Below are 17,000 nucleotides of genomic sequence, written 5' to 3'. Positions count from 1 at the left end.
AGTCTCCTTTCCTCCCCATTCAGATGGAGAGGTGGCGCGGTAACCCGCGACGGAGGGGTCATGAGCGTCAGTGGTGTTGCTCATGACCCCTCCGCCCGCGAAGACGCGGGCTCCTCCCCATTTGAATGGGGAGGAGACGCTGAACCGATGTGCACGAGGAAGTCGTCGCGCGGATCCACTTCGAGCGTATCGCGCGGGCCGATGAAGGCGGTGGTGGTGCGCTCCTCGATCAGCAGCGGGCCGGGGAGCTTGCAGCCGGGGCGCAGCGCCTCGCCCTCATAGACCGGCACGTCGCGCCAGCCGTGTGCGGCGTCGATCCAGACCGGGCGCGTCTCGCGCGGCACCGGCGGTGCGGCTTGCGGCTGTCTCGCGGCGGGCGGCGTATGGTCGAGCGGCGTGCGGCCGATCACGCGCAGCGCGGTGATGTCGATCCGGCCCTGCGGCTGGATGTGGCCGAACAGGCGCTGGTGCTCGGCTTCGAACTTCTTGCGCACGCCCCCCATGTCCCCCCTCGTGTCGAGGCCGTCGAGCGCGACCCGTACCGGCCATTGCTGACCCTCGTAGCGCAGGTCGAACTCGCGTTCCCTCAGCTCGGCGTCGGCGGCGCGTTCCTCGAGCTCGGCGAAGCCTGCGTCGAGGGTGGCGCGCTCGACCTTGTCGAGATCGGCGAGGAAGACCTTGAGATAGTCCTGCCGCACGTCGGATTGCAGCATGCCCATGGCGCAGAACGCGCCCGAGGCGCGCGGCAGCAGGGCGCGCTTGCAGCCCAGGGCGCGCGCCACGTTGGCGCCGTGCATCGGGCCGGCGCCGCCGGCGGCGACCAGGGTGAAGGTTGCGGGATTGTGGCCGCGCTCGATGCTGAGCCGCTCGACCGCGTGCAGCAGGTTCTGCTCGAGCAGGCGGATCACGCCGGCCGCCGCGCCCTCGACCGACAGGCCGAGCGGCTTCGCAAGCTTCTCCTCGATCGCCTTGCGCGCCAGCGCGCCGTCGAGCGTCACGGCGCCGCCGGCCAACGGCCCCGGCCGCAGGCGGCCGAGCACGAGCTGGGCATCGGTGACGGTCGGCTGCTCGCCGCCGAGGCCGTAGGCGGCAGGACCCGGCCGCGCGCCGGCGCCTTGCGGGCCGACATGCAACAGGCCCGCCGAATCGACCCAGGCGACAGTGCCGCCGCCCGCGCCGACGGTGTGGATCTCGACCGACGGCGTCGTCAGGTGATAGCCGTCGATGATCAGCGAATCGGCGACCGGCACCTCGCCCCTGGCCATCACCATGACGTCGCAACTGGTGCCGCCGATCTCCATCGAGATCAGGTTGGCGGGCTCGTCTGCATCGGCGCAGCCTTTGAGCCCGCCGACGCCGGCGGCCGGGCCGCTCAGCACCAGCATCACCGGCCGCGCCGCGACCTGGTCGACCGAGAGGGCGCCGCCGTTGCTCTGCAGCAGCAATAGCGCATTCGGCAGGCCGAGCTGGCGGAGCTGGCGATCGAGCGCCTGCAGGTAGCCGGTGACCTTGGGCGCGATGTAGGCGTTCACCACCGCGGTCGAGCCACGCTCGTACTCGCCCATGGTCGGCATGACCTCGCTCGATAGCGAAACCCACTGGCCCATGCCGTTGCGCGCCAGCTCCGCGCCGGCCGCGCGCTCGTGGCCGCCGTCGAGGAAGCTGTTGAACAGGCAGACTGCGACGGACTCCACGCCCTCGTCGGCGAAGGTGCCGGCGGCCGAGGCGACGTCGGCTGGGTCCAGTGGTGCAACTTCCTTTCCGTCAGAGGCGATGCGGCCGCGCACCGGCAGGCGGAGATGGCGCGGCACCAGCACCTCGGGGAAGGGCGCGCGATGGTCCCACTGGTTCTCGCGCATGCCGCGGCGGATCTCGAGCGAATCGCGGAAGCCCTCGGTGGTCAGCATGCCGACCCGGGCGCCCTTCTTCTCGAGGATGGTGTTGGTGGCGACGGTCGAGCCGTGCACGAACAGCGCGCAGGCGTGCAGCAGGTGCGTCAAGGGCAGGTCGAGCTGCTGGGCGGCGAGCCGCAGCACGCCCAGCACGCCCTCGCTGGGATCGGCCGGCACCGACGGTGCCTTGAAGATACGGACGGCGCCCGCGGAATCGCGCAGCACCATGTCGGTGAAGGTGCCGCCGACATCGACGCCGATGCGCCATGGCGGAGCGAGGGGTGGCGTGAGAGGAGTAACAGAGTCCATGCGATGCCGAGCTTATGGGGACGGTGCGGAAAAGCACAGTGGGCGCTGTCATGCGCGTCGAACAAATTATCACCATACTGCGGCGGACAATGTGGTCCCGCATCAACCTTGGCATCACCCGGAGGAAACCATGAGCGAAGTGTCGAAGCCCGACGTCACCGCCGTCTGGACGTCCGCCATGCCGCAGCATGTCCAGATGCTCGAGCACATGAACAGCCTGGTGGCCGCCTGGATGAAGCGGCGCCAGGAGGCGCTGACCACCGGCCTGGAGGCCGCCCAGAAGATGGCGGCGTGCCAGGATCCGGCGACCGCGGCCAAGGTCTATGCCGACTGGATGGGCGGCAGCCTCAACCGCATCATGGCCGACATCAACGACACCCGCGAGCACGCCGACAAGATGGCCGAGCTATCGCGCACCGCCCTGCAGGCGATGTCCGGCCAGGCCGCCGCGACCATGGCCGCGGTCAGCGAGCAGGCGCGTGCCGCTTCCGTCGCGCCGGCAGCGACGGCGGAGGCGTCGCTGCGGCAGGCCGCCTAGACTCCGACCCGCGGCTCGGCACCCAAGACGCCTGTTGCTCCGCTTCGGCGGCCGGTTACGCTCGCCCTTCGACAAGAAGGTAAAGGGAGCGAGACGATGACCGACGAGGTGCGCATCCTGGCGAGCGGGCTGGGCTTTCCCGAGGGGCCGGTGGCGATGGCCGACGGCTCGGTGATCCTGACCGAGATCCGCAACCGGCGCTGCGCGCGCGTGACGCCGGACGGCAAGGTGTCGGTGTTCTCCGACAATGGCGGCGGACCGAACGGGCTCGCCGTCGGGCCGGACGGTGCGCTCTACTGCACCAACAACGGCGGCAGCCGCTATGTCGAGGGCAAGTCGATGGGGCAGGGGCCGCATCCCGACTACAAGGGCGGCTCGATCCAGCGGCTCGATCCCAAGACCGGCGAGGCCAGGCTGCTCTACGCCGAGTGCGACGGCCATCGCCTCTCCGCGCCCAACGACCTGGTGTTCGACAAGCAGGGCGGCTTCTACTTCACCGATCTCGGCAAGCGCTATGCGCGTCACCGCGACCATGGCGGCATCTACTACGCTCGGCCCGACGGCTCGAAGATCGTCTGCCTGGTTTATCCGTTCATGAGCCCCAACGGCTGCGGCCTGTCGCCCGACGGCAAGGTGCTCTACGTCGCCGACACGGTGACCGCACGGCTCTACGCCTACGACATCGAGGCACCGGGCGTGCTCGCCAAGACCAAGGCCGATTTCGCGCATTCCGGCCGCGTCGTCGGCGGCGCCCCGGCCGGACCCGCCGGCTTCGACAGCCTGGCGGTGCTGGCCAACGGCAACATCTGCGTGGCGACGCTCACCACTGGCAAGATCACCGAGTTCGCGCCCGACGGGAAGATCGTGCGCGAGGTCAAGATGCCGGACGTCTATCCGACCAACATCTGCTTCGGCGGGGCGGACATGCGCACCGCCTACATCACGCTGTCGGACAAGGGGCAGCTCGGCGTCATGCAATGGCCGACGCCCGGCCTGAAGCTCAACTACAACTGACATCATGGCGACGATCGAAACCGCGCTGACCCGGCTGCTTGGGATCCAGCATCCGATCCTGCTGGCGCCGATGGGCTCGGCGGCCGGCGGCAAGCTCGCCGCCGCGGTGACCCATGCCGGCGGGCTGGGCATGCTGGGCTCGGGCTATGCCAGCGAGGCGGCGATCCGCAAGGAACTCGCCGAGGCCGGCAATGCCCGCGTCGGCGTCGGCTTCATCCTGTGGGCGCTCGACAAGAACCCGCAGGCGCTCGACGTGGCGCTCGATGCCAGGCCCGCAGCCATCATGCTGTCGTTCGGCGATCCGTCGCCCTACACGCAGCGCATCAAGGCGGTGGGATCGAAGATCATTTGCCAGGTCCAGACGCTCGAGCAGGCGAAGCAGGCGGCGGACGCCGGCGCCGACGTGATCATCGCCCAGGGCCGCGATGCCGGCGGCCATTCCGGCATGACGCGCGGCACGATCGGGCTGGTGCCGGCGGTGGTCGATGCCGTCGGCCCGATCCCGGTGGTCGCGGCGGGCGGCATCGCCGACGGGCGCGGGCTCGCGGCGGCGCTGTCGCTGGGCGCCGCGGGCGTGTCGATGGGCACGCGCTTCACCGCGACCGCTGAATCGCTGTGGGACCAGGCGATGAAGGAGAAGGCCGTCGCGTCGGGCGGCGACCAGACCGCGCAGACCCGCGTATTCGACATCGTCCGCGGAGCGGCGTGGCCCGCGATCTATCCCGGCCGGGCGCTGCGCAACGACTTCTTCGCCCAATGGCACGGCAAGGAAGAGGTGCTGGCGGCGGAGCGGAAGACCGCTGAAACCGCCTTCCTCGCCACGGCCAATAACGACTTCGCCCAGCGCGTGGTGTGGGCCGGCGAGGGCGTCGACCTGGTGCGCGATATCCCCTCGGCGCGCGACGTCATCGAGCGCATCGTCGACGAGGCCGCATCCGTGCTGCGCGGCGGTGCGGCAATGGTCCGCGGCTGATCCAGGATCTGCGCTAGTTCGGGAGGGCGCGCGCCGCGGTCAGGATCTCGTCGCGTGACGGGAACTTGCCCAGGCCGGCCAGTCCGTCGCTGGCTTCGACATTTGCCCAGCGCACAACGCCGTCGCGGTCGATCAGGAACTGGCCCTTGAGCTGCGGCCACTGCCGTTGCATGTCGGCCTGGTCCGTCGGGTTGGCGGCATAGCCATCGAGCCTGGAGATGGCCTCGGCTGCCTCGGTCACCGGCAGCGGCTCGGGCAGGATGCCGTCCGGATTGATGCGCGTGGTCTGGAGCGCGGTCATCAGTTCCGGTGTCGGCTCGGGCTTGGGCAGGCCATAGGCGCGATGTGTCGTCAGCTCGGGATCTGCGGCAAGCCGCAGGCGCGTCGGACGGTACTTGAAGTAGAGCCTCGCGTTCTCCGGCGGCGTTGCCACGATGCACAGCGTCTCGACGCCCTGCTCCTTCAGAGCCGGCTCGGTGCCCGCCATCTCGGCAATCGAGCGGCGGCAGAACGGGCACCACAGACCGATGAACAAGGCCAGGAACAGCGGACTCCTGCCGCGAAAGTCCTGCAGCGCGATCGTGCCGCTGCCGTCGATGGCAGGAAGTGCGAATTCGGGCGCCGGCATGCCGGCGGACACGGGCGAGAGCGTTTCGTGGGTAGCATTCATATGAAGCCTCCGTTCCTACATTCTCGGGTTCAGTAGAAAAACGGCAGGACCAGGAGCGCGTCGGGCTCTACGCCGGCCCGTTCGCAGACTTCCTGGGCCTTCGCCAGGTAGAGCTCCGCCTTCGCCTCATCCCCGGCATCGAGATAAAGCGTAGCAAGTCCGTCGTAGCAGGGAAATAGAAGCTGTGGTTCGCCAACCTGCTCGGCGAGGGCCAGCGCCTCCCGATACGCAGCGAGTGCGGGCGCCCGGTCGCCATGACATTGGCGGATCTGGCCGAGCACGATCAGCGGTACGGCGAGATGGTCGATCAAGCCGAGCCGGCGGTCGAGATCGACGGCGGTCTCTGCCGCGACGATACCTTCGGCTTCGCAGCGGTCGGTCAGGGCGCAATAGGCAACGGCGAGGTTGGCCTGCAGCCGCGATTGGAACGCGAGGTCGCCGACCTGGCGGGCGACGGCCAGCCCGCGCTGGCAGGTCTCGATGCTGCGCGGCGGATCGAGCGAGCTCTGCAGTACGCTAAGGTTTGTGTAGCCGCGGCATGTCGCCTGCAGCAGGTCGTGGTGCTGGGCCAGCGCGATGCTCTGCTCGATCCGCTCCACCGCCTGCGCGAGCTGGCCCATGCGCGCCAGTGCCACGCCCAGTGTGTTGTAGGCCTGCACCTTGGTGGCCGCGGTCTCACGCGCGCGGGCGCTGTCGGGCGGCCCGTCCGCCCGCGCCAATTCGGCGAGCGCCCGCTCCGCCCAGGCGATCGCATTCGCGTTGTCGCCGGCGCGAAAGGCGAGCCGCCCGAGCTCCTGATGGAGCTGCGCGCGTTCGACCGGATCGCCGTCCCCGCCCAGACACGCGAGGCCGGCGTCGAAGCAGGTCCGGGCGCGCTCGCGGTCGCCTGCGTCCCAATGGAGCGCGCCGATCTTGCGATGCAGGCGCGCCGCGCCTGCGCTGTCGCCCGCCGCCGCGAGCTCGGCGCGTACCGCCTCGTGGTGCGCCAGCGCATCGCCGCGCTGCCCGGTCAGTGCCAGCAGGTCGGCGAGTCGCTCGCGCACCAGGCGCACCTGGTCCTCGCACGCGAGACAGCTCGCCAGCGTGACGAGCGCGCGCTGGTAGTGGCGGATCGCGTCGTCGTTGGCGTAGACGGCGCGGGCGCGGTCGCCGGCAGCGGTCAGGTAGTGGGCACCCCGCGCCTTGTCCGACGTGAAGCTCCAGTGGTGGCCAAGCGCTTCGAGGTCGCTGATCCTTGCCGGCGACGGGCCGACTGCCTGTTCGAGCGCGCGGGCGGCGCATTCGTGCAGCGCGCTGCGCCGCGCCATCAACTGGTTGTCGTAGACCACCTCGTGCAGGAGCGCGTGGCTGAAGCGATAATGCCGGCCATCGTGGCCAGCTCCTGCGTGGCGCACCAGGTCGGCCTCGACCAGGCGCTGCAAGGCGACCCGCACGTCGCCCGCGACGGCTTGCAGCAGCGCCTCGTCGAAACTCACCCCGAGCACGGCGGCGGCCTGCAGCACGCGCCGCGTGTCGGCCGGAAGCTCGTCGACCCGGGACAGCAGCAGGCCGTGCAGGGTGGGCGGCAGGCTGACCGTCTCGACGGTTGTGTTCACGGTCCACTGCTCGCCCTCGCGCACCAGGGAGCCGCCGCTCACCAGGCTGCGTACGATTTCCTCGACGAATAGCGGGTTGCCGCCGGCGCGCGTGAGGATGAGGTCGCGCAGGCGCGTGAAGGCCGGCTGCTGCGGTTCGCCGAACAGGCGGTCGACGAACCGCTTCGTTTGCTCCGGCGACAGCACGGCGAGGCGGATCGCGATCGGCTCGCCGCCGGCGATCATCGCCGCTCGGCCATCCGGCCGGCGCGCCAGCAGGATCATCAGGCGACTGTCGGCGAGATGGACGGCGAGGTCGCGCAGCAGGTCGACCGAGGCCGCGTCCGCCCAATGAAAATCGTCGACGATGACCAGCAGCGGCCCCTGGGCGAGCCGGCGCTCGACCAGCAGGCGGGCGGCCAGCACGATCTGGCGCTTGAGCTGCTCGGGATCGAGGTCGACCGGCCGCGCCTCCTCGACGCCCAGCAGGTAGCTCAGCATCGGCGCGACCGCCTGCGCAATCGCCGGGTCGGCGCCGAGCGCGCTCAGCCCGCGCGCCAGCTTCTCGCGGGCCACGGCGAGCGTATCGCCTGCTTCGACGCCGTAACCTTCCCGGAACAGCGCGGCGAACACGCCGTAGATCGGCTCGCCGAGCGACGAGCAGGTGGCGCGGCGTACCGCGGTGCCGGCGAGCCGGCCGCTCTCGTCCAGCCGGCGCAGGAACTCCGCGATCAGCCGCGACTTGCCGCTTCCCGCGTCGCCCGCCAGGTCGACGAGCTGCGCGCGGCTCTCCTGCATATGGGCGAACGCGGCCAGCAGGCGCTGAAGCTCGTCGTCGCGCCCGACCATCGGTGCGGCGAGGCCGAATGCTGCCAGTCCGCGGGCGGACCGCGGCTCGGCGAGCGCGCCCACCAGGCGATGCACCGCCAAAGGCTCGGCCTTGCCGCGCAGCGCCACGCTGCCGGCCGGCTCGAAGGCGAAGCGATGGCCGACAAGAGCCTGCGTCGAGGCGGCGACGAGGATGGTGCCGGGTGCCGCCGCGCCGAGCAGGCGCGAAGCGGTGTTCACCGTGTCGCCGGTCACGTCGTAGGTCGCGCCCGCGCCATCGCCCAGGCTGCCGGCGACGACCGGGCCGGTATGCACGGCGATATGCAGGGTGACCTGTTGGCCGAGCCGTGCCGCCCATTCGGCGCTCAGCGCTTTGGCCCGCGCCAGCATGTCGAGGGCGGCGTCGAGCGCCCGTTCGGGATCGTCCTCATGAGCGACCGGCGCGCCGAACAGGGCGAGCACGGCGTCCCCCAGGTACTTGGCGACGAAGCCGCCGTGGCGGCTGACGGACTGGCCGAGCGAATCGAACAGGACGCCTTGGAAGGCGCGCACCTCCTCGGGATCGAGACGCTCGGACAGCGCGGTAAAGCCGCAGAGGTCGGCGAACAGCACGGTGACCGGGCGACGGTCGGCGTCGTCCGGCCTCTCCTTTGGCGCAGCCGCCGGCCGTTGCGCCGCGCCGCAGCGCGGGCAGAAGGCGAAGTCCGCCTGGATCTCGAAACCGCATCCGGCACAAGTCATCGACAGGCTCATCAACCGGCCGAAGCCGCAACGGGCTGCACCTTACCCGATGCAGCCGCGACCGACTACGCTCGGCCGGCTCCGAGTTCCTGCCCCAGTGCGGTGGACGCACATCGGAGGTCTCGAAATCGTCGCGTTTGTCCATCGTCGACAGCCAAATGAAGGCGTGCAGAATGGTGCCATCATGACCAAGGCCGAGGAGATCGCCCGGGACGAATGGCGGCGCGCCAATGTGCCGCTGTACAACGACCAGAAGCTGAAGCTCGGGGTCTTCAGCATCAACTGCAGCAATGGCGTCAACATCAGCCATGCGCCGACCACCCACAAGATCACCTGGGAGCACCAGCTCGAGATCGCCCGGCGCGCCGACGCCATGGGCTTCGAGCTCCTGCTGCCGGTGGCGCGCTGGCGCGGCTTCGGCGGCACCACCGACTTCAACGGCTGCTCGTTCGAGACCTACACCTGGGCGGCGGGCCTCGCCCAGGCGACGAAGAACATCATGGTCGCGGCGACCAGCCACGTGCCGACCATCCATCCGATCGTCGCCGCCAAGCAGGCGACGACCATCGACCACATCTCCAACGGCCGCTTCGCGCTCAACCTGGTGATGGGCTGGTTCACGCCCGAGATGCAGATGTTCGACGGCACCCAGCGCCCACACGACGACCGTTACCGCTACGGCGCCGAATGGCTCGCCATCGTCAAGCGCCTGTGGACCGAGGAGGCGCCGTTCGACTTCGACTCCGCGGACTTCCATGTGAGGCAGGCCCAGGCCCATCCCAAGCCGATCCAGAAGCCGCATCCGGTGCTGATCAATGCCGGCCATTCGCCGGCCGCCACCGAGTTCTCCGCCCGCGAGGTCGACTTCTCCTTCGTCGGCAACGACAGCCTCGACTCCGTCCGCGCCGTGGCCAAGCGCATGCGCGACAAGGCGCGCAGCGAGCACGGCCGCGACATCGGCATCTGCACCTCGGCGCTGGTGGTGTGCCGCGAGACCGAGGCCGAGGCGCGCGCCGCCTATCGCAGCATCCTCGAGCACGGCGACCGGGTGGCGGCCGACAACCTGATGCGGGTGCTCGGCATCGAGAGCCAGTCGTTCAACGAGCGGATCGAGAAGTACCGCGAGCGCGTCGTCGCGGGCTGGGGCACCAATCCGGTGCTCGGCACGCCCGAGCAGGTGACCGAGCAGCTCGCGCAGATGTCGGCGGCCGGCGTCGACGGCGTGGTGTTCGGCTTCCTCGACTACAACGAGGAGCTCAAGTACTTCGAGACGGCGGTGATGCCGCTGCTGCGCCAGGCCGGCCTGCGGACGTAGGTTGCGGTGGCTGCGGGAAAAACACCGGTTGAGAGATACAACATTGAGTTGTACCCTTTAGGCTGGCCGGGGGGCCAGACGTCCCGATAAGGGCACAAGGGGGGAGAATGAATCCGATTTTGCGTGCGTGCGCGCTGGCGCTCGGCCTGTCGGGCTGCTCGCTGATGGGGCCGAGTTACCTGGTCAATCCCAACGGTCTGTCGAGAGGTGTGGCCGGCGGCACCGACGGCACGGTCTACGTCTTCGGCAGAGCGTTCAAGGATTCGCGAGATGACCACCTCAATATCACGAAGGCCGCCGATATGGTCAAAGTCGGCGTGGAGCTCGAATACCAGCTCTGCGCGGACTTCTTCCGCACCGGCGGCAAGGACCAGCAGTGGCTGCTGTTCGGCAAGGACTTCCTCGCCGTCGCCGGCACCCTGACCACGGGCATCCTGGGGGCCGTCGGCGCAGCCACGGGCGGGGCCAATGCCAGTGCGATCGCCTGGACCGGCCTGGCGGCCGCGGGCGGGGTGTCGTTCATCAACCTCTACGCGCGCAATTTCCTGTTCTCGGAAGACAATATCCAGGCCGTCCAGGATCTCACGCTCAAGGCAGTCGACGCGGCACGGCGGGAGGCCCTGTCGGACGCGCGGCTCGCAACCTACAGCTTCGCCACTGCGATAACGGCGCTGACCGATGTCCAGTCCCAGTGCGAAGTCCAGAACATCCTGGTGCTGGTGCGGAAATCGCTCAACCTTGCCCGGCCGTATTCCGTCCCCGACATCGGTACCGCCACTACCCAGTCCGTACAGGCGAGCCTGGGCGGCTGGATCAACGGCGGCGTGCCGGTGACGGACGCGGAGCTCCAGGCGCTGTACTGGCTGTTCCGGTTCAGGCCGGAACCTACGGCGCAGCAGAAAACGGAAATCTACAATCAGCTGGGCGCCCTCTTCATACCGCCGCTGAAGAATAACGGTGAAAACCCTGAGTTCTTCAACAAGGCCTACAATCTCAGGTCAATACTCGGCGCGTTGCCGCTGGCGACTGCCCAGGAAATCGAGACGCGCATCCAGGCGGTCGTCACCGCATCGGCGGGTTCGCGGCAAGGAGGACCGGTACCACCGTCCTTTGTGAGGCAGACCTTCGGACCTCTTCCACCGGCGAAAAACACCGTCACCACGTTCGGCCGCATCAGCGTCGACATCCGGTAGCGCCCGAAGGCGCTCAACTCCTTCGATCGGGCGGTGGGGCCGTAGCCGCCACCGCCTGCGCGACGCTGAGGAACAGCCGGTCGCGCCCCAGCACCGCGAGCACGCCGAAGCGCTCGAGCGACCGGCGGGCGCGCTCGGACTCCAGCCGGGCGATCGCAAAGCCGATGCCGCGGGCGCGGCAGTCCTCGATGACGGCACGCAGGGCCGCGGCCGCGGTGTAGTCGACCTCGGCGATGCCCAGCGCCTCCAGCACCACATGGTCGACCGGCCGCCGGGCGATCGCCGCTGCCATGCCGCGGCGGAAGACGTCGGCGTTGGAGAACAGCAGCGGCGCGGCGAAGCTCGCCACCAGGAGCCCGGGCTGCTCCTCGCCGGTCTCGCCCTCGCCTCCCTCTCCCTTGGGGCTCCGGCTGCCGACCGGCCACCAGATCGTCGTGCCGGGCACCTGGCGCAGCTCGATCACCTGGGTGCGGGTGGCGATCCACACCCCGTGCAGCAGCGACAGGCCGACGCCGATCGCCACGCCGGTCGGCACCGGCAGCACGATCACCGCCGCCGCGGTCGCGACGATCAGCGTGAACTCGCCCGGCGCCTGGCGCGCCACCGTGACGATGGTGCCGAAGCGCACGATGCGCAGCGCCACGAACAGCAGCAGCCCGGCCAGGGCGGCGCGCGGCACGTCGGCGAGCAGCCCGCCGCCCGCCATCGCCAGCACGCCGACCGCCAGCGCGGCGAGCAGGGCGGCGGCCTGCGAGGTGCCGCCGGCCTCGTGCACGATCGCGGTGCGCGGCGGGCTGGCATTGACCGGGAAGCTGCCGAGCAGCGCGGCGCCGATGTTGGCGGCGCCCAGCCCGACGAAGTCGCGGTCGACGTCGCCGCCATTGGGGCCGCCGCCCTGCTCCGCAAAGGACCGGCTGACCGTCGCGGTCTGGATCATCACGACCAGCGCGATCAGCAGCGCCAGCGGGAACAGCGCGCGCAGCGCCTCGCCGTCCATCGCCGGCAGCACGGGATGCGGCCCGCCGCCGGGCAGCGCGCCCAGCACCTCGACGCCGCCTCCCTTGACATCCGGGGCTTCCAGGCCGAACGCCCGCACCGCCACGGTCGCCAGCACGATGGCGACCAGAGCGCCGGGCAGGCGCGGGTTCAGCCGCTCGCCGAGCAGGGTCAGCGCCAGCACGCCGAGCGCGATCGCGACCGGCCACGGCTTGGCCTGCGGCGCGGCCTCGGCCAGCGCCGCCAGCCGCACCGGCAGGCTGCCGGGCGGCGGCGCCAGGCCCATCGCGTCGGGGAGCTGCGAGACCACGATGTGGACGGCGATGCCGGCCAGGAAGCCGGTGAGGATCGGCGTCGAGATCAGGTCGGCGATCCAGCCGGAGCGCAACAGGCCGGCGGCGAGCAGCAGCGCGCCGACCATCAAAGCGAGGGTGACCGCCGCGCCCGGCAGGCCGGCGCCGGAGGCGGCGCCCGAGGAGGCAACCGCGGCGAGGCCGCCGGCGAAGATCGGCGTGATGGTCGAATCGGCGCCGACCGTCAGGATCCGGCTGGCGCCGAGCAGGGCGAAGCCCACGGTGGCGCCGATGAAGGCATAGAGGCCGATCTCGGGCGCGAAGCCGCCCAGCTTGGCGGTCGCCATCTGCTCGGGCAGCGTGATCGCGGCGAGCGTCAGCCCAGCCACGACGTTGCGCAGGAAAGAGGCGGCGGTCATTGTTTCAGGACGATGATGCCCTCATGGCCGGGAGCGCGCCACTCACTCTCTGTCGTCTTGAGCGCAGCGAAGGACCTCATGCCATTCCAACGAGCACACCGGTTGCAATCGCCATGAGGTCCTTCGCTTCGCTCAGGACGACAGAAAGGAAGACTAGGCCCGAGCCTCGGCCTCGATCGCGTCCAGCGGCCGGTCGTCGAGCGTCGCCTCGAAGGCGCGCAGGCGCTTGTAGATCGAGATCAGCGAGATGATGGTCGTCCACGACTTGACCAGGTACTGGAACGAATCCTCGACCCGGCCGAAGGCGCGGATGACCTGCTGCATGACGCCGAGCGTCAGCCCGCCGGCCACGATCGACGGCGCCAGCGCGATGTAGGGCACCAGCACGCTCGCCTGCAGGTAGCCGTAGCGCACGACGTTGAAGTAGAGGTAGTTCAGGTACAGCCGGAAATAGTTGGCCCGCACGTCGGCGAACAGCTCGCGCAGGGTCGGCGGCTGGGCGCGCTGGGGCTGGTCCTCGCCTAGCACCAGCTCCTTGCGGTAGGCCGCCTCGACGCGCTGGTTGCGGAAGGCGAGCCCCGGCAGCCGGACGCCGGCGCCGGCCAGCAGGGCGGTGCCGAAGGCGGCCCAGATGACGGCGACGAACACCAGCGCCTGCGGCAGCGGCCCGACCAGCGGCAGCTCCGTCACGTAGGACGACAGGCCCCACAGGATCGGCAGGAAGGCGATCAGCGTCATCAGCGCCTGGACCAGGCTGGCGCCCAGCCCCTCGACGGTCTCGGCGAAGCGCTGGGTGTCCTCCTGGATGCGCTGCGAGGCGCCCTCGATGTGGCGCAGGCGCTGCCAGTGGTCGGTGTAGAAGCCGTTCATCGCCGTGCGCCAGCGGAACACGTAGTGGCTGGTGATGAACGACGTGAGCACGGCGGTCATGATGTAGACCATGGCGATGCCGCCGAACGTCCAGATCTGCCCGAAGAAGGCGCCTTGGGTGACCGCGCCCGGCTTGCCCAGCGCCTGCTGCACCATGTTGTAGAAGGTGCCGAACCAGGCGTTGATCATCACGTCGAGCTGCACCGAGAACCACATCAGGAAGACGATCACCGCCGACACCACGACCGACCACCGCCACCAGCGGTGCGGCAGCAGCCAGCCGACCAGCAGGCAGAACGCCGCCTCGACGACCAGCATGTACTGGAACAGCCAGATGTTGCGCGCGGTCTCGACGTCGACCGCCGCCGCGTTGGCGTCAGCCGCCGGGTAGGGAAAGCCGACCAGCCCGCCCAGGCTGAGCGCCGGCCCGAGGTCGCGGGCCACGCCGTACCACAGGGCCATGCTGAGCGCGGTCCAGATCAGGGCGGCGGGGAAGAAGAGGCGGGGGTTCGGGAAGAAGGAGGAGAACATGGGGCATCAATAGCGGCGCTATCGCAACCAGGCCATGCAGGTTTTCAGGCCGTGCGCTTCTCGTAGAGCAGAGGTGTTAACCGGCCGGGATTACTGGGTCGTCGGGCGAGTGTGGTCTAGGGACGTGACCTGCCGGGACAACCGTCGAAGCGCCCAAGAAGTGCTTTTCTTGGTCATCAAAGAAGATATGCGCTCCGAACCCTTTGAGAATGGGAGCCTTCTCGCACAATCCCACGAAGTGCGCTTCGTCGGCCGGTGTTCCCCAAGCTCTCAGGGTGAGGATCATCCGGGCATGAGCTGGTGCATTTCGAGCAGTGACTATGGCGACGCGAACCCTGCTGATGCCCTGATCGTTCATGTAGATATGACGCAGGAGCGAGAGCTTCTTCAAGAAGTTGCCGAACGGCCCGCCTGCCATTGGCTTGGTGGCATTGTCCCGTTCGTGTTGTATAAACGCCGCGAGCCCATCTTTTTTGTAAATCTCGTCGGACTCCTTGCTAAAGACGACGGCATCACCATCGAAGGCTATTCGGACCTCGTCAGGGCCCATCTCCTCGCGCTCAGGTGGCACTACCCCGAGTTTCGCCGCCGCGGCTCCAGCCGTTATCGCTGCAAGCACGTCAACGCGCTCGTTGGAAAGGAATAGGTCTACACCCCAAGCTGGATGAATGGGCCTAGCGAGCGGCCACTAGTGAAGCTGCCAGTCTTGATTGCCAACCCGTAATGTTCGATGGAGTTAAAGGCGCGTAGAGACAGATCTGGCGAGTTCTGAGACAGCAGAACTACTTCGACGTAGGGCTTCTCTTTTGGGTCATTCAGTCTCAGCAGCCGCTCGACCACCTCAAAGCCCGTTCCCTTTCCTATGAGCGCATTTTCTCTGGCAAGCTGCAGTTCGGCGTATGCCCGCAGGCCTTTGCTCACGAAGACCGAATGCTCTTCTTCCAAATTGAACAGCGCTCGGGTCGAAATGCCGATGCGGAGAGGGGTGGCTCTTAGAAGCTCGCGTTTCTCATTCATGGGTCCAATCGTAGCATGTCACCGCCCGGCTAAGGCGCGGTAGGGAACTCGGTGGCCAGCAACACCCGGCAACGGCGGCCATGCCGGCCGTTGCTGATCGCAAACAGCTGCACGTCCTCGCCAGACGGCAAGGTCGTCGACGCCGAGATCGCGTCGCCGTCGGGCGGGCGTGCTCGCTGAACTCGAAGCTCGGGTCGTCGCGCAGTAGGTCAGCAATGCTGCCCTACTTACATCGGCGGCGAAAATAATTCTCGTTAATGCCAAATCTCAAGATTACCCGCTATCCCTCTTTGAAACCTCCATTAATTAATCTCAGAAGTTTTGACAAACGGTCACTGGCACTGAAGGTTCCCATGAGAAGCCTTGATCCTCGCACTAGATTTCCTAGGTGTGGATTGGAGCCGAGTGGTAGCGGCTCGCGTCGCATATCGTGCGCTTCCCCTCTAATTGTGCCGGGCCCACTTGGCAGCCGAGCCGGCCAACTCCTGAAAGGTTAGTCCCGTGACTATGTTTCTCACGCGGGTGGAACTCTATGGCTCACACCAAGCTGGCGACGACTATACGCAATTACATGCGGAAATGGAGAAGCGAGGCTTCTCGCGGAAGATTAAGAGTGACAACGGCAGATGGTTCCATCTTCCGGCGGCAGAGTATTGGGCCACTTCCGATACGCTGGCGGTGGAGCAGATTCGTGATCTTGCGCTCGCGGCGGCCAAGGCCGTTGGTTATGTGCCGTGGCCTGGTTCAATCGGATCCAAGGATTGCGCAGTCATCGTTGCTCTCGCGCCTTCGCTCAGCTGGAACGGCTTGAAGGAAGCAGCATAGCGCTTTGCCACTAGGCATCGTGCCGCCGGCCAATTTCTCGAAGTGGCCGGCACGCCGTGTCGCCGGCAATCATCCAATGTTATCGCTCTTTGTTGGAGACCGTGATGCTGAGCTTTGGCACCTCTGCGTTTCTTAAACTGGTTTGCTTGAATGACCGTCCGCAAAGAACGGCAATCCGTCAGCGATTGCTATCTAGTGGCGGCGCGTATGACTATCATCGTAGTCTGCGTTTGAGGGCGCAACGCTATCTTGTTCGAGGCGAATCGATGACCGCGATTGCGGCGTCGATCGACGAGATTGCCCGTGCGCCTGAGCGAAATTCCGTTCGCGTCGGTCTCGAACGGTTGGAGATTTGGCGAACTGGCTATGCCGGATCGATTTTGGACTATGGGTCCGTGACCTATGAAAGTCCCAGCCGCCTGTTCAAGGTCGCCTTCGCGCCGGACTTTGGTATCCAGTCGGACGATAGCGGTGTTGCGGTCCATATTTGGAATACAGTGCAGCCGCGGTTGCTCCCTGAGATGACCTACGGCGCCATCTCGTTGTTCAGGCCGCTCTACGAGGAAACGGACAACGCTCCAGACGACTTGGCCGTCCTTTCGTTGCGCGAGCCGGAACTCTATCGGCTGAGTGAAGCTGGTGGCTACGCGGATATGGGCGCTGACCTTGTGGCGCGAATCGAGAGCACCGTTCGTGAGGTTAGCGACGAATTGGACCTGCCGCCGGATGGGGAGGAACATGCACCCGAGCCGCGGCCCTAAGCCTATCGACAGCAGGATACGATCGTACGCGAGGTAAAGATGACAAGTAAAGGTTCCGTTTTCTCTGAGAGAATCTTCAATTACTGTAAGTTCTAAGGATTCTCTGAACAAGCTGTCGATCGAGCGGCTCTGCTAGAGTGATCTGGTGGAGGCGGTGATGAAGCAGCTGAGTTTTTCGGACGCAGAGTACGGCGGGAAGCGCAAACGGACCCGCCGCGAGGTGTTTCTGGCCGAGATGCAC

12 protein-coding genes and 1 pseudogene are annotated in these 17,000 nt (G+C 67.8%); 7 read left to right on the top strand and 6 right to left on the bottom strand.

The window, feature by feature from the left end:
- Positions 1–80: 80 nt before the first annotated feature.
- Positions 81–2,201 (bottom strand): hydantoinase/oxoprolinase family protein, encoded by a 2,121-nt coding sequence (locus tag J0J01_RS31460; RefSeq protein WP_296387589.1) that lies wholly within the window; start codon positions 2,199–2,201, stop codon positions 81–83.
- Between the two features lie 130 nt (positions 2,202–2,331).
- On the opposite strand from J0J01_RS31460, the gene J0J01_RS31455 reads away from it, so the two are divergent.
- The 3 genes from J0J01_RS31455 (at position 2,332) to J0J01_RS31445 (ending at position 4,726) form a co-directional block, all read left to right on the top strand.
- A complete protein-coding gene (locus tag J0J01_RS31455) occupies positions 2,332–2,739 on the top strand; it encodes a hypothetical protein (RefSeq protein ID WP_296387588.1) in 408 nt (135 codons plus the stop codon).
- A gap of 96 nt (positions 2,740–2,835) precedes the next feature.
- Positions 2,836–3,753, top strand: coding sequence for an SMP-30/gluconolactonase/LRE family protein (locus J0J01_RS31450; protein ID WP_296387587.1), 918 nt, complete (start codon positions 2,836–2,838; stop codon positions 3,751–3,753).
- Between the two features lie 4 nt (positions 3,754–3,757).
- A complete protein-coding gene (locus J0J01_RS31445) occupies positions 3,758–4,726 on the top strand; it encodes a nitronate monooxygenase (RefSeq protein ID WP_296387586.1) in 969 nt (322 codons plus the stop codon).
- 13 nt (positions 4,727–4,739) lie between these two features.
- Here J0J01_RS31445 and J0J01_RS31440 read toward each other — a convergent pair whose 3' ends face one another.
- On the bottom strand, positions 4,740–5,396 hold the full coding sequence (locus J0J01_RS31440) for a redoxin domain-containing protein (RefSeq protein ID WP_296387585.1): 657 nt from the start codon (positions 5,394–5,396) through the stop codon (positions 4,740–4,742).
- Positions 5,397–5,425: 29 nt separating this feature from the next.
- Positions 5,426–8,539: an adenylate/guanylate cyclase domain-containing protein gene (locus tag J0J01_RS31435; protein WP_296387584.1), complete on the bottom strand. Its 3,114-nt coding sequence runs from the start codon at positions 8,537–8,539 to the stop codon at positions 5,426–5,428.
- A 184-nt stretch (positions 8,540–8,723) separates the two neighbouring features.
- Here J0J01_RS31435 and J0J01_RS31430 point away from each other — a divergent pair, with 184 nt between their 5' ends.
- On the top strand, positions 8,724–9,854 hold the full coding sequence (locus tag J0J01_RS31430; protein WP_296387583.1) for an LLM class flavin-dependent oxidoreductase: 1,131 nt from the start codon (positions 8,724–8,726) through the stop codon (positions 9,852–9,854).
- 107 nt (positions 9,855–9,961) lie between these two features.
- Entirely contained in the window at positions 9,962–11,047 is a 1,086-nt protein-coding gene (locus J0J01_RS31425) for a hypothetical protein (RefSeq protein WP_296387582.1), read from the top strand.
- Between the two features lie 13 nt (positions 11,048–11,060).
- Here the strand turns inward: J0J01_RS31425 and J0J01_RS31420 are convergent, their stop codons facing one another.
- The 3 genes and pseudogenes from J0J01_RS31420 to J0J01_RS31410 all read right to left on the bottom strand — a co-directional run bounded on the left by J0J01_RS31420 (position 11,061) and on the right by J0J01_RS31410 (position 15,173).
- Positions 11,061–12,755, bottom strand: a complete 1,695-nt coding sequence (locus J0J01_RS31420) for a SulP family inorganic anion transporter (RefSeq protein ID WP_296387581.1) — start codon at positions 12,753–12,755, stop codon at positions 11,061–11,063.
- 153 nt (positions 12,756–12,908) lie between these two features.
- A complete protein-coding gene (gene sbmA, locus J0J01_RS31415; protein WP_296387580.1) occupies positions 12,909–14,156 on the bottom strand; it encodes a peptide antibiotic transporter SbmA in 1,248 nt (415 codons plus the stop codon).
- 76 nt (positions 14,157–14,232) lie between these two features.
- Positions 14,233–15,173, bottom strand: a pseudogene (locus J0J01_RS31410) (5'-nucleotidase).
- A gap of 501 nt (positions 15,174–15,674) precedes the next feature.
- Between J0J01_RS31410 and J0J01_RS31405 the strand changes: the two are divergent.
- Positions 15,675–15,998 carry a hypothetical protein gene (locus J0J01_RS31405; RefSeq protein WP_296387579.1) on the top strand — a complete coding sequence of 108 codons (324 nt, stop codon included), beginning with the start codon at positions 15,675–15,677 and terminating at the stop codon, positions 15,996–15,998.
- A 104-nt stretch (positions 15,999–16,102) separates the two neighbouring features.
- Positions 16,103–16,759 (top strand): hypothetical protein, encoded by a 657-nt coding sequence (locus J0J01_RS31400; protein ID WP_296387578.1) that lies wholly within the window; start codon positions 16,103–16,105, stop codon positions 16,757–16,759.
- The last annotated feature ends 241 nt before the right edge of the window (positions 16,760–17,000 follow it).

The sequence above is a fragment of the Reyranella sp. genome (assembly GCF_017305915.1).
Lineage (GTDB): Bacteria > Pseudomonadota > Alphaproteobacteria > Reyranellales > Reyranellaceae > Reyranella.
This window is presented reverse-complemented; position numbering and strand designations above follow the sequence as displayed.